At 59.8% G+C, this 12,705-nt stretch carries 12 protein-coding genes; 1 reads left to right on the top strand and 11 read right to left on the bottom strand.

The window, feature by feature from the left end; translation table 11 throughout:
- Positions 1-118 precede the first annotated feature (118 nt).
- Positions 119-1,321 carry an MFS transporter gene (locus BUA94_RS14425; protein ID WP_073014029.1) on the bottom strand — a complete coding sequence of 401 codons (1,203 nt, stop codon included), beginning with the start codon at positions 1,319-1,321 and terminating at the stop codon, positions 119-121.
- A 115-nt stretch (positions 1,322-1,436) separates the two neighbouring features.
- Complete coding sequence (locus BUA94_RS14420) at positions 1,437-2,330, bottom strand: LysR family transcriptional regulator (protein ID WP_073014028.1); 894 nt, start codon at positions 2,328-2,330, stop codon at positions 1,437-1,439.
- Positions 2,331-2,495: 165 nt separating this feature from the next.
- Between BUA94_RS14420 and BUA94_RS14415 the strand changes: the two genes are divergently transcribed.
- Positions 2,496-3,581 (top strand): alpha/beta hydrolase, encoded by a 1,086-nt coding sequence (locus BUA94_RS14415; protein WP_073014027.1) that lies wholly within the window; start codon positions 2,496-2,498, stop codon positions 3,579-3,581.
- A gap of 453 nt (positions 3,582-4,034) precedes the next feature.
- On the opposite strand, the gene BUA94_RS14410 is transcribed toward BUA94_RS14415, so the two are convergent.
- The 9 genes from BUA94_RS14410 to BUA94_RS14370 form a co-directional block, all read right to left on the bottom strand.
- The gene (locus BUA94_RS14410) at positions 4,035-5,228 is read right to left on the bottom strand and encodes an MFS transporter (protein WP_073014026.1); all 1,194 of its coding nucleotides are present in this window, start codon (positions 5,226-5,228) and stop codon (positions 4,035-4,037) included.
- Between the two features lie 329 nt (positions 5,229-5,557).
- A complete protein-coding gene (locus tag BUA94_RS14405) occupies positions 5,558-6,934 on the bottom strand; it encodes an MFS transporter (protein WP_175558047.1) in 1,377 nt (458 codons plus the stop codon).
- An 8-nt stretch (positions 6,935-6,942) separates the two neighbouring features.
- Positions 6,943-7,635: a dihydrofolate reductase family protein gene (locus BUA94_RS14400; protein WP_073014025.1), complete on the bottom strand. Its 693-nt coding sequence runs from the start codon at positions 7,633-7,635 to the stop codon at positions 6,943-6,945.
- 439 nt (positions 7,636-8,074) lie between these two features.
- Positions 8,075-8,470: a (R)-mandelonitrile lyase gene (locus BUA94_RS14395; RefSeq protein ID WP_073014024.1), complete on the bottom strand. Its 396-nt coding sequence runs from the start codon at positions 8,468-8,470 to the stop codon at positions 8,075-8,077.
- 29 nt (positions 8,471-8,499) lie between these two features.
- A complete protein-coding gene (locus BUA94_RS14390; RefSeq protein ID WP_073014023.1) occupies positions 8,500-9,138 on the bottom strand; it encodes an NADPH-dependent F420 reductase in 639 nt (212 codons plus the stop codon).
- Positions 9,139-9,187: 49 nt separating this feature from the next.
- Complete coding sequence (locus BUA94_RS14385; protein WP_073014022.1) at positions 9,188-9,949, bottom strand: carboxymuconolactone decarboxylase family protein; 762 nt, start codon at positions 9,947-9,949, stop codon at positions 9,188-9,190.
- Between the two features lie 111 nt (positions 9,950-10,060).
- Positions 10,061-10,990, bottom strand: coding sequence for a LysR family transcriptional regulator (locus BUA94_RS14380; RefSeq protein WP_328586299.1), 930 nt, complete (start codon positions 10,988-10,990; stop codon positions 10,061-10,063).
- Positions 10,991-11,045: 55 nt separating this feature from the next.
- Positions 11,046-12,056, bottom strand: a complete 1,011-nt coding sequence (locus tag BUA94_RS14375; RefSeq protein ID WP_084082041.1) for a PQQ-dependent sugar dehydrogenase — start codon at positions 12,054-12,056, stop codon at positions 11,046-11,048.
- Positions 12,046-12,405 (bottom strand): (R)-mandelonitrile lyase, encoded by a 360-nt coding sequence (locus BUA94_RS14370; protein ID WP_235860620.1) that lies wholly within the window; start codon positions 12,403-12,405, stop codon positions 12,046-12,048. Before BUA94_RS14370 ends, BUA94_RS14375 begins: the two co-directional genes overlap by 11 nt.
- Positions 12,406-12,705 lie beyond the last annotated feature (300 nt).

The raw sequence follows: 12,705 nt of genomic DNA, 5'->3' as shown, positions 1-12,705 counted from the left end.
ACGGAGCTCCCTGCGCGTTCGCGCAGGGAGTGGACGAGGCGGGGAACCGCTGTTCATGCAGCATTTTGGTGCCTGTCATCAGGTAGAAGGCAACCGGAATTGCGTCCGCCGAAATCTTTCAGACATCGTCGGTGTTTGGCGAGAATTTTTTCGCCAAGCCTGCGACGATACCCGACAGAAACAGCAGAACCACACTTGCTCCGAAAGCCGGGATATGACCCCACGCGTCATAGAGAACGCCACCCAGTGTTGCTCCGAATGTGATCGACAGCTGGATAATCGCGACCATCAGCCCGCCGCCAGCCTCTGCGTCATCGGGCAGGGTTCGGGTAAGCCAAGTCCAGTACCCAACGGGAGCTGAGGTAGCAAAGAAGCCCCACCCGATCATCAACGCACCCATCCCAATCAAACTGTGGCCAAAGACAAGCATGCCCAGTCCGACAGCCGCCAGGAACAGAGGCCAAAGGATTAGAACCGGGTAGAGTGCGCGCGCCAGCGGTCTGCCAATTCCCGCTGTGCCGACAAATCCCGCGAAACCCAACATCAGCAGCATGGCGGTCAGGTCGGAAACCGCGACGCTTGTGACTGTTTCGAGGAACGGGCGAAGGTAAGTGAACAACGTGAATTGTCCCATGAAGAATAACGCCGTGGCGAGCATTCCGAAACTGACCACCGGCGATTTAAACAGAACGAAAAGCGTTCCCCCCTGTTTGCGCTGTGTGGGGGCCATGCTCGGCAGGCTGCTTAAGAGCCAGAGGAAGGCAAGGGCCGCGATCGGGACGAGGCAAAGGAATGCCATTCGCCAGCCGAACAGCCCTCCAAGAAGACTTCCCATCGGCGCAGCAATCACTGTTGCCAAGGCATTGCCGCCGTTAAAGATTGCCAGGGCCCGAGGGACCGAGGATTCCGGCACCAGCCGCATGGCGACAGCGGCAGACATGGACCAGAAGCCCCCGATGGCGACACCGATAAAGGCGCGGCCTACGAGAAAGATACCGAAGCTCGGTGCCAGCGCTGCGAGTGTACCCGAGGCCAGCATGAGCGCGACGAGGCCCATTAACACGATTTTGCGGTCCATGTTTTGGGTTAGCGTAGTGAGGGTTAGGCTTGTCAGCACCGCGAAGGCGCCAGAGACCGAAATTGCTTGTCCAGCCAGCCCCTCGCTGATAGCGAGGTCAGAGGCAATTGGGGTTAGAATGCTGACCGGCATGAACTCGGAGGCGACGAGGGCAAAGGCTCCGAGGGACAGCGCGACGACAGCGCCCCAGTTGGCGGGGCGATCGGAGGACATAGCTGAGGATGAGGGGATGGCGGATGTCATTGGCTCTCCAGGAATAAACCCCCGCCGCAGGACACCGTCGCGAGGAGTGTCCCTCTTAACCTCCTGGCGGTCTACCCGGCAGCTTGCTAATCGGCATTGCCAGCATGAATGAGAATCATCCTTTAAAGCGCAGACGGTCAATCAGGACGCGCATGGCTGAACTCACATTGCGACGCCCGGAATAGCACAAGTGATACCCTTCAAAGGGTGGGCACCAATCAGATAAAAGGCGGCGAAGGCGCCCCGCGGCCACCTCCTCTTCGATCTCGGGAGCGGTCAGGAAGCCAATCCCGTGCCCTTCCAGCGCGGCCTGCAACACCATTCCTGAATCATTGAGGATAAACGGCCCCTTGAGGCGAACGACCCGCTCTTCCCCCTCCTTCTCGAACTCCCAGTCATAGGTGCCGCCATCGACCCGGTGCCGCATGACCAGACAGTTGTGTGCAATTAGATCCTCCGGATGTTGTGGCAGGGGGCGGTCCTTTAGATAATCCGGACTGGCAAATGCGGCCATCGCGATAGGCGGGCCGACCGGCACAGCTATCATGTCTGGTCCTAGGTGCTCACCCAGACGGATCGCACAATCGAACCTGTCCTCAGCCAAATCGGAAAGGCGTCCGTCAGTGCTGATCTCGATCGTGACCGCAGGAAAATCCCGCACCAGCTGTGATGCAACAGGCCAGAGAATCCGCTGTGCTGCGGATTTGCTAACGGTCACGCGAACCAGCCCGGAAGGATGTTCGCCGAGGGTGCGGATTTCCTCGATCCGGTCGCTGACCTGTTGCCAGCTGGGGCGCAGGGTGGAGACCAGGCGCTCGCCCGCATCGGTCAGGGTCACGCTACGGGAGTTCCGGTTGAGCAATCTGACACCAATGCGGTCTTCGAGTCGCCGGACCGTATGGCTCACGGCAGATTGGGAGATACCTAAGCGATGACCCGCACGGGTGAAATTACCCTCATCCGCCACGGCGAGAAGCATGGAGAGGTCTCCGATCAGGTCGCGGTCCATATGTGCCTCCTGTGCGCCCAGAGCTAGGATGCCCCCGCTGAGCTGTTGCCAATCTGCTCATAGATGATGAATCTGTTTCATGGCTGCAATAGGTTTTTGCAGCCTTATCCGTTGGACCGGCAGCGACCATCTTGACTGCAATTGCCCCCAACAGAGGATATCGACATGACAGACGACACCCAGCTCAACGCGCCCGACAGTCCCGAGCGTCGCAGCCTTCTTGTCACCGCTGGCGCCAGCGTGGCCGCTTTGGGTCTTGCCACGCTTTCCGGTCGAGCGGTGCTGGCGCAGACAACCGCCGAATGGGATAAGACCTTTCCCAAGAGCGATCTAGTCGAGCACAGCAAGGTGAGTTTTGCCAACCGCTACGGAATTACGCTGGTAGGCGATCTTTACATTCCGGTAAATCGCTCAGAGAGCACGCTGCCCGCACTAGCTGTGGCAGGCCCCTTCGGAGCGGTTAAGGAGCAATCGTCGGGCCTCTACGCCCAGACAATGGCTGAACGCGGCTTCATTACGCTGGCATTTGACGGCTCTTACACAGGGGAAAGCGGTGGAGAGCCACGCTTTGTCGCTTCGCCCGACATCAACAGCGAAGACTTCATGGCCGCGGTCGATTTCCTCGGCTTGCATGATCTCGTTGACCGTGAGCGGATCGGTGTGATCGGCGTCTGCGGCTGGGGCGGTCTGGCGCTGAATGCCGTTGCTGCGGATAAGCGGGTGAAAGCGGTCGCTGTAACCAGCATGTACGACATGTCCCGTGTTAACGCGCGCGGCTATTACGATGCGATGACAGATGAGCAGCGCAATGAGCGACTGACCCGTCTGAGCCTGCAACGGTGGGATGACGCGTCCTCTGAGGCTGCTCCAGCTCGGGATGGAGGCCTGCCGGAGACACTTGACGGCATAGATGATCCGGTCATCACCATGTACTGGAACTACTATAAAACCGATCGTGGCTACCATCCCCGCTCAGCGAACTCGAACGGTGGCTGGAACATCACTTCGGCCATGTCATTCATGAACATGCCGCAGCTAACCTACGTGAACGAGATCTCGCCGCGCCCGGCGCTGATCATCGCGGGATCCGAGGCTCATTCGCGCTATTTCAGTGAAGACGCTTTCGCTGCCGCAGCAGAACCGAAGGAGTTGGTGATCATCGAAGGAGCCGATCACGTCGACCTCTATGATCAGGTGGAGATCATCCCCTTCGACCGGCTTCAAGCTTTCTTCGACCGCCATTTGGCCTGAAGCAATTAATTCCGTTGAGTGGCCGGGCCGCGTGCCCGTCCACTCTCTACCCTTCAAGTTTTCGCTTGAGAGGCGACCTATGGGGGAAGTGAGACGATTATCCACTCTTGACAGCCAATAGGGGACATTTGCTCTCCTGGTCTTAAGCCCCCTCCCAGCCTGAGATGTCAGGCTTGAGCGTACAGTCGTCGCCAACGCAGGAACAGTTCCTGTCCATGCTGCGCGTCTCGGTCATTCGGGCAATCTGCATCTAATGGCCGGTCTCTTGCCCTTTATTGACCTTCGCACTTCGTGCAATGATTAGCAGCTGTGCAGACCGGGAGGAAACCCTGCGAACGACCGAAATGAGCGCGCAAAGCGACTGTTGAATCAAGTGTCACCAGGCGTTCGACCACCTCCAGCTCCCGCAAGTAACTATCGCCGAACGCGACTCTTCGATCGAGAGTCGAAGTGTCATTCCGCCTCTGTCTGAGCGCGTACGAACGGCATCGAGACCGCTGCGACGATCGCAATGCTTGCGCCCGCGAGCACCGCGCCAACCACAGGAACGGCGCCGAACTCGTAACCTGCGCCAATGATACCGCCACCCAGGCCCGCGCCGATGGCATTGCCGAGGTTGAAGGCGGCGATGTTGAGGGCGGCCGCGAGCGTCGGGGCTCCGGAAGCCGAGCGCATCACCTGCATCTGGAGTGCCGGCACTGCTGCAAAGGCCGAAGTTGCCCAGAGAACGAGGACGACGCCGATGGCTTCCGGGAAGGGGGCAAACCAGGCGATGGCAAGCGTCGTGAGGGTGAGCGCTGCGAGTGAAACGAGCGTCGCGCCAGAGAGGGACCAATCCGCTAGACGTCCGCCGATCCAGTTGCCCGCGGTTAGACCGACGCCGATTGCAAGCAGCGCGAATGTGACGAAACCGTCGGACACTCCGCTTCCGGTCTTCAAGATGGGGGCAATGTAAGTGTAAACGGTGAAGAAGGCGCCTGCGAACAAGACCGTCGTTGCAATGTTTGCCAGGACGTGCGGCTGCACCATCGCTGCGAGTTCGGACCGAACACTCGGACGTTCGCCCCGGCCGTCATTCGGCAGGGCGAAGTAGAGGGAGACGAACGAAAGCAAGCCAAGCAGAACCATTCCAGCAAAGGGAGCGCGCCAACCAATCGTCTGTCCCAGCCACGAAGAAGCGGGAACTCCGATGATGTTTGCTATGCTGAGCCCCATGAACATGGTCGCGATGGCGCTTGCCTGACGGTGGCGCGGGACGACCGACATTGCGACGACCGCTCCGAAACCGAAGAAGGCGCCCTGACTGAGGCTTGTGACAACACGGCCGGTTAGCAAGGACCAGTACTCCGGTGCAAGTGCCGAAAACAAATTCCCGAGAATGAAAATCACCATGAGGCCTAGCAATGCCGACTTGCGGCTGAACCGAGCGAGCGACAGGGTCAGGATAGGAGCTCCGACCATCACGCCGATCGCGTAGGCGGTGACAAGTTGACCGGCGGCAGGTATGGACACGTCGATGCCGTCCGCAATCGACGGCAGAAGCCCCATAGGCGCGAATTCCGCCGTGCCGATGCCAAAAGCGCTCAATCCAAGCGCCAGGAGTGGCCAATTCATACGGTTGGTGAAGCCTGGTTCTCGAGATGTCATTGTTCAACCTTTCAGGAGCAATGCGCAGCCAACACGCAAATTGCTTTTGTGCAGGCACTGCGGCGCCGTTGGCTTCGGACTTGAGGTGGGGCGCCGAAACCGCTCGATAATTTCTCGGAAAAGTGAGAGGTGCCTGCGTTCAGGTTCGTGACACGGTCAATTGTCCGGATCGCCAAATAACGGCGCAGGTTCTTGTTTCTTCTCTATGGTTCTCTCGACCTTCATGTAGTGGGAGAGAGGACTGAGATTGAGCGGGCAAATGACCTGCCGATCATGAGAGCTGTTCAGGAATATGCCTGGGGTCGAGCAGGGTCTCCGGCCAGGCCATTTCAGGAAGGCCCTTCCGCACCACGTCTGGCCACAAACAGCATTGCCCCGACGCCAAACAGGCTTATTGCCGTGCTCGCAAGAACCGCGACATGCCATCCGGCAAACAAGCCTTCAACAGTGGGCTCGGAAATCAGGAGCGAGACCATGGCGATGCCGATGGCTGAGCCGAGATAGCGCGCCGTGTTGTTGGCGGCGGATCCCATCGCGGTACGCTCGAGCGGCACGGTCTGCACCGCTTCGTGGCCAAGGGATGCGTTCAGGATGCCGTTGGAGATCCCGGCGAGGACGAGCCCGGGAAGGACAGCCGCCCAGGTCCAGCCGTCATCTGCAAAGATCAGCAGGAATTGGGCAAACGCGCAGCCGAGAATGGACCAAATCACCCGTTGCCGGGATGAGAACCGGTGCGGCAGAAAGCGCGCACAAAGGGCAGCGACCACCGTCAGCCCGGACCAGGTGACCAGAACGATCGCAGCAAATAGCGGGCCTTTGCCAAGGCCTCGGACCAGTACTGTCGGAACCATGGACATGAGGGCGAGGACACCGGCGCCGGAGGCAAAGGCGGCAAGCGTGGCGCCGGTGAAATTCATGTCCCGGAAAAGATCCAGCGTGAGGATCGGGTTTTTCACGCGAGTCTCGACGACCACGAACAGGAGGACGAGTACGACGCCCGCCACGCAGAGCGTGGCGACCATGGCAGCTTCCCCGACGCGCGCTTCGGTCAGGGCGGCAAGAAGGCAGCCGAGACCCGTCATCAGCAGGACACTTCCGGCGATGTCGACCTTCTCACCGCTTCGCGGGCTCTCGGGAAGACGGGCTGCCGCCGCTACGGCAAGGCCAGCAGAAACGAGCGCGATAAGCCAGTGAATGCCCTGCCAGCCACCAGCGGACAGGAGCAGCGACGCGATGATCGGTCCTGCGGCGACACCGCCGCCGAGAGAGGCGGCCCAGATCGCGGCGGCATGTCGCCGGGACTCCCCATGAAAGATCTGACCGAGAAGACCCAGACCGCAGGCCATGATGCCGGCGCTGCCAAATCCCTGGATGACGCGCATCGCGATGAGAAAAGTCCCGTCGGGCGCAAGGGCGGCGGCGACGGATGACACCACCGTCAGCCAGAGACCGCCAACAAAAGTCCGCTTGCGTCCGAGCGTGTCGCCGATTGCACCAGCGGTCAGCAATCCGCAGGCAGCGCCCAGGGGCATGCCGCTCATGATCCAGGCTTGCGCATCCGGGGTGAGCCGAAGGGCGTCGGTCATTGAATCGAGCGTGGTCAGCGGCGCGGTGAAGACGACCAGCGCAAGGAACGTCGCCGAGGCGATAATTGAGAGTGCACCTCGCTCGGCGCCAGGCATTTCATCGGCCATGGTATGTTTCATTACAGGCTTCATCCGCGAACCACCCTGTGACGGAGCCAGACAATGCCTCCATCAAGTGTGTGGGCAGACAGGAGCTCAAGTTGGCGCGCGCGCCCCTTGCGGGTGTTTTCATAGATGGAAGGTGATCCTTGCTCCGCGTCGACGACCGGGAAGACCAGGGTGCTTGTTTCGTCGATCAGATCCGCTTCGAGGAAAGCCCCGTTGATCACGCCTCCGCCCTCCAGCAGCAGACGTTCCGTTCCAAAGGCACTGCGGACACGCACCAGGGCATCGCCGATGTCGTTTCCTTCGGGCCCCGCAAAAAATACGGAAACGCCCCGCGCGACAAGAAAATCTACATGGTCGTCGGATGCACGGTCGGACAAGACGAGCACCAGGTGATCGCCGTCGATCTCGCCAGTTTCCGGCCGCAGGCGTCCTTGTCTGTCGAAGCAGACTGCAATCTGTCCAGAGACCCCGGAAGCCACATGATCGGCGCGATGCTTTGGGCCGGGGGCAATATTCGGTTCTCCGGAGGCAACGTGATGTTCCATCGTCTTGCGCCCGACGATCCATCCGTCCGCATCGAAACGAACCGAAAGTTCTTCGTAAGTTGCGAGAACTTCCATGTCAGAGCATGGCCAGCGCTCCACGCGCAGGCGTCCGTCCAGAGAAGTGGCCATATGGCAAATGATGTGCGGGCGTGAGGGGGGCGGGGACATAGGAACTCGAAAATTTTTGATTGTTGGAGGGCAGCGCTGATCGCTTGCCCGGGTCATTGCCGAAAAGATAAATGCCCCGCACCTTCCGCGGAATACACCGAAGTTCTCTATCACCGATGAGCCACACTCATGAGCGGCCTGAGGGCGGATTGATGAAGTGTCTTCATCTTCGGCAATGAATACGCGGTGCTAATCGAAGGACAGTCAAAGGGATATTCTGGATCAAGAACAAATCGGAGTAAGTGCCATCAGATCAGATGGACTTTTCCTGCACTCGCAGGAGTGTTCCTGATGGAACCGTCAAATCCGATGAGAAAAGCGGATCCCGTGAATCCTGTCACGTCCCGCAGGAATCGAACGACTACGTCTTCACCCGCGATAGGATATGACGAAAAACGCCGGGTCAGGTTGCCCGGCGTTCATCAATGCAGCTATCGGATCAGCCGTTGTAGTCTTCGTCTGAAACCTTCTCCATCCAGGTGACTGGCGTACCGTTGATGCTCTCTTGGATCGCGATGTGGCTCATCGCGGTATCGGTTGCCGCCCCGTGCCAATGTTTTTCCTCGGCCGGAAACCAGACGACGTCACCCTGCGAAATTTCTTCGATGGGACCGCCCTCGCGCTGAACCCGGCCACGGCCGAAGGTGACGATCAGTGTTTGTCCAGCAGGATGGGTATGCCACGCGGTCCGCGCGCCGGGTTCGAAGGTGACATGGGCACCGCTGGTGCGGCCGGGTTCTTCCGCGGCAAAGAGCGGATCCACACGGACAGTGCCCGTAAACCAGTCGTCAGGACCCTTCACGGACGCGTTGGTGCCGGATTTGATGATTTTCATTTCGTAACTCCTTTTAGGTTGCGACGCGATCAAGCGCGTAGTTTTTCAAAACGGTAGGTGAGGGCGGGGCCGCCCGGCTGGCTGTAGGCTAGTTCCGCGGTCGCCATGGCGAACGGCTCGACAAAACGCCCCATGCGGAGGGAACCGGCTTCCAGCGGTTCAAACCCGATATCCCGGATCAGACGGGCGGCGACTTCCTTCGCGCCGGCATCGTCGCCATAAGTTAGGACCTGAGGGCGTGGCGTCTTCTCCTTGCTCAAAAACACTGGCATGAAAGCCTCAGAGGGAATCGTGTTGAAACAGGAGACCCAGCGGGCATCCGGACGCATGGCGGCGAGTTCCTCGGCTCCGGATGTGGTGGTGCCGACAACAAGATCCGTGTTGGACAGGTCAAGGGGAACACAGCAATTCAAAACGACCGCGCCAGACAGATCTCCCGCCTTGGCAAGAACATCTTCCACTCGGGACCAGTGAACAGCGAGGAGCAACGCGTCCGCGTCCTCTACGGCGTCTGCCACCGAGCCATGCGCGGCTCCCGCCTCACGGGCAAGGCGTTCGAGCTTTGAGGTGCTCCTAGAGTAGGCGAAGGTTACGTCATGCCCGCATCCGGCCCAAAGGCGCCCGAGCTTTCCACCCATGAGGCCTGATCCCAGAATGCCGATTTTCATGTCATGATCCTGACGGTTGTCCGGCGGGGGCTAGCCCCGCAGGAAGTGGTCACTGTGCGCGTTGCTCGAAGACGGCCTTGGCCACCGGCAAGGCGGAGAACACTTTTGGCCATCCGGTGTAGAAGGCCAAATGAGACAACATGGCGCCAGCCTCAGTCTGTGTCAGGCCGTTGTCCATTGCCCGGTTGAGATGGAACGTCATCTGTTCAGGCTGACCCGCGGCGATCAGAGCTGCAACGGTCACGAGGCTACGGTCGCGTGGCGCGAGGTCCGGGCGCAGCCAGAGATCGCGAAACAGGAGTTCGCGGGTATTGTCGACAACGCCTTTGCTGACGGATCCGTAAGTTCCGCTGACGAATTCTTCCCGGGCAGCCTCGGCCTCCTCGTTGAGCGGAAGCAGTTCCGGGTCGGCAACGGGAAGATCCGTACTCGCGATGCCGCGTTCCTCGAAAACGGGGGCAGCGGCTTCAGCGGCAGCTGTGGCATTGCCCCATCCGGTATAGAAGGCAAGATGGGTGATTGTCTCGGAGATTTCCGCCGGAGTGACGCCGGCATCGAGGGCGAGAGCGATATGGGCTCCAAGATTACCCGTTTCGTGACGGGTCATGAGGGCTGCGAAGGTAACCAGCGCGCGGTCGCGCATCGACAATTCCGCACCGTTCCAAACGGAACCGAACAGATCGTCCTTTGAGTAAGCGTCAAGGGCCGGGGCGACGCGGCCGACGGCCGTTGGAAGGGTCGTTGCAGCATCCTGGGCGGCAGCGGTTCCGGCAATCAGCGCAACACCTGTGGCGGCGAGAAACGTCTTCATCGGGAGCTCCTATTAAGCGAAGGGGGCATCTACCCGCTTAATTTGGAGCACTTCGGGGAAAGCTTAATAACCTGCCCCCTCAAGGCAATCATGATCGGACCTCATGAATGCTCACCCACGCTCTCGTAAGCAATCCAGCACAACCTGAAACGCGAAAGACGGGCGTTGACGGCTCGGATAGTACAGATGAAACCCGGGAAAGAAGGGGGAGAAACCCTCGAGGCAAAGCTGCAATGCTCCCGCGGCAAGATGCGTTTCGGCCATCCGCTCGGGAACCAGAGCCAAACCGTTCCCGTCAATGGCCGCACGCATCACCGGATTGATGGTGTTGAAACAGGCCTGGCCTTTCACCTTGATCCGGATTTCATTGCCTTCTTCGTCTTCGAACTCCCAGGCGTAAAGGGCGCCATGCGTGGAAAGGCGCAGGTTGACGCATTGGTGATCAACGAGATCGTGAGGCGTCTCTGGAATTCCAGCTCCTTTGAAATAGTCCGGAGCGCCGACACAGATCATTCGTTCATCGGGGCCGATCCTCATGGAAATCATTCCGTCGCTGACTTGTTCGCCGTAGCGGACGCCAGCATCGCATTGTGCGTCGGCAAGATCGGTGTAGCCGTAGTCCATGATAAATTCGACATTGACCAATGGATAGGTTTTGAGCGCGGGAGCAAGCTTTGGCCAGAGCAGGGACTCAATGGCGTATTCGGTTGCTACGATCCGGACGGTTCCCGTTGGCTGGTCTCGGGCGTCGTTCAACGCCTGAAGTCTGGCCTCGATTTTCTCAAGGCAGGGATTCAATGTAGCGAGCAGGTCCTCGCCTTCCAGCGTCGGCGCGACAGAGCGGGTTGTCCGTGTCAGAAGACGAAGCCCCAACCTTTGTTCCAGGCCTTTGATCGTATGGCTCAGCGCGGACTGGGATACGTTCAGCCGTGCGGCCGCGCGTGTGAAACTGCGTTCTTCGGCAACGGCAGCAAGTGCGATGAGGTCGTTGATGTTTTCGCGGAGCATGAGGGAGGCCCTGGTCTGATCGTCCAGAATCATAACTGGTCTCCCTCAAATATATGTCCAGGGCTCATGAGGTCCATGGATTATGCAATCACGGAGCCAGCCGGATCAGCCGGTCTTTCGATGCACCGTCCCGGCGCGGCGACCGGTTGCTGGTGATCGCGTAGACCGACCTGTCCACGACGAGCACGTCGCGAATACGTTCTCCGACCCGATACGCTTCCGAGACGCCGCCGTTCGCACCGATTTCAAGAATGCCGCCAGCCCGCAATCCGGCGAGAAGCAACCTGCTGCCGTCCCATGTCAATCCGGAAGGTGCCCAGGTACTGCCGCCCGAATGGGCGAATGGAACCTGCATTCCTTCGCCGGTCTCATCTCCCTGGATCAATGGCCAGCCATAGTTGCCGCCCCGCTCGATCCGGTTCACTTCGTCGTGTCCGGACTGTCCGTGCTCGGCAGCAAAGAGTTGACCGGAAGCATCCCACGTCAGGCCTTGCGGGTTGCGATGCCCCAGAGACCAGACTGGGGAGTTCGGATAAGGATTGTCCGACGGGATTTTGCCATCCGGCGTCAGGCGGAGGATCTTGCCTGCAAGGCTGTTGAGATCCTGCGGTCGCGCATGGTTTTCGGTCCAACCCGTGGTGATGTAAAGCATGCCATCCGGCCCGAAGGCGACCCGGCCGCCGTTGTAGAGCGGATGTCCCGGGATGCCGTCGAGCAGAACGCGGGTCTCCTGCCATGTACCGTCCCGAAGTTCCGCCTCGATAACGCGGTTTCTGCGCTCGTCTGGTGTGCCTGTATGGTGATACAGCACGACGCGGCCGGTCTCGGCGAAGTCGGGGCGCAGCGCAAGGCCCATAAGGCCTCCACCGCGGTCGTTCAGGATCGGTGCGGAGGTCTCCACCGGGAACCGGGTGAAGACGCCGTTCTCGAGTAGGCCGAGGGTGCCGGCCTTCTCGGTGATGTAGATTGCATCGTCATGGGCTTCGATGTCCCAAGGGTAGTCGAGATCCGGCCGAACTGTCTCGGAAGCCTCCGCCGCGACTGGAAGAAGCGCGGCCATGAAAAGGCCGCGCAGGAGGGTGACGAGATTATTTGCCATATTCTTCATCCGTGACATGTGCTCCCCATGTCACGGCAGACCCGTCGACATTCGCCTGAATGGCGTAGTGGGTCATCGACGTGGTATCGGTCGCGCCGTGCCAGTGCTCCACGTCCGGTGGGCACCAGACGACGTCACCGGCACGGATCACCTGTTTTTCCTGGCCGCGTTCCTGGGTCCAGCCGGTTCCATGCGTCACGACAAGCATCTGGCCACCAGGGTGGGTGTGCCAGGCCGAGCGCGCGCCGGGCAGAAAGGTTACTTCACCCGCGCTGACATCGTTCATGTTCGGCCCGAAAACCGGCGAGACATAAGCAGTCCCTGTGAACCAGTCGGCCGATCCGGTCATACCCGCACGATCTGGGTGGCGGGTGATCTCAACCGATTGCGCGAACGCAGCCGAAGCGGAAAGGATAAGCGCGAGCACGGTGATTGTACGTTTCATGTCAGGTCGTCTCCATCAGTTGTGAGGCGGCCTTTCGGCCTGCCGTCATAACGTAGGGAGAGCCCGCTCTCGGATAATGCTGCCTTCTTCGCAAGCAGTCATGAGGACCACTCATAACCGCAGACGGTTGACCTTTAACAAGGATGGGCACACGCGGATGGTGCCACCTGGCGACGTCAGAAGGAGAGATTTGTACTTACGAAC

Source organism: Roseibium suaedae (genome assembly GCF_900142725.1).
Taxonomy (GTDB): Bacteria; Pseudomonadota; Alphaproteobacteria; order Rhizobiales; family Stappiaceae; genus Roseibium; species Roseibium suaedae.
The sequence above is the reverse complement of the archived record's forward strand: the minus strand, read 5'-3'. Positions and strand labels throughout refer to the sequence as shown.

Coding starts and splice junctions, on each gene's coding strand:
- BUA94_RS14425 (WP_073014029.1), bottom strand. CDS start 1,321: ATGACATCCGCCATCCCCTCATCCTCAGCTATGTCCTCCGATCGCCCC.
- BUA94_RS14420 (WP_073014028.1), bottom strand. CDS start 2,330: ATGGACCGCGACCTGATCGGAGACCTCTCCATGCTTCTCGCCGTGGCG.
- BUA94_RS14415 (WP_073014027.1), top strand. CDS start 2,496: ATGACAGACGACACCCAGCTCAACGCGCCCGACAGTCCCGAGCGTCGC.
- BUA94_RS14410 (WP_073014026.1), bottom strand. CDS start 5,228: ATGACATCTCGAGAACCAGGCTTCACCAACCGTATGAATTGGCCACTC.
- BUA94_RS14405 (WP_175558047.1), bottom strand. CDS start 6,934: ATGAAACATACCATGGCCGATGAAATGCCTGGCGCCGAGCGAGGTGCA.
- BUA94_RS14400 (WP_073014025.1), bottom strand. CDS start 7,635: ATGTCCCCGCCCCCCTCACGCCCGCACATCATTTGCCATATGGCCACT.
- BUA94_RS14395 (WP_073014024.1), bottom strand. CDS start 8,470: ATGAAAATCATCAAATCCGGCACCAACGCGTCCGTGAAGGGTCCTGAC.
- BUA94_RS14390 (WP_073014023.1), bottom strand. CDS start 9,138: ATGAAAATCGGCATTCTGGGATCAGGCCTCATGGGTGGAAAGCTCGGG.
- BUA94_RS14385 (WP_073014022.1), bottom strand. CDS start 9,949: ATGAAGACGTTTCTCGCCGCCACAGGTGTTGCGCTGATTGCCGGAACC.
- BUA94_RS14380 (WP_328586299.1), bottom strand. CDS start 10,990: ATGATTCTGGACGATCAGACCAGGGCCTCCCTCATGCTCCGCGAAAAC.
- BUA94_RS14375 (WP_084082041.1), bottom strand. CDS start 12,056: ATGGCAAATAATCTCGTCACCCTCCTGCGCGGCCTTTTCATGGCCGCG.
- BUA94_RS14370 (WP_235860620.1), bottom strand. CDS start 12,405: ATGACCGGATCGGCCGACTGGTTCACAGGGACTGCTTATGTCTCGCCG.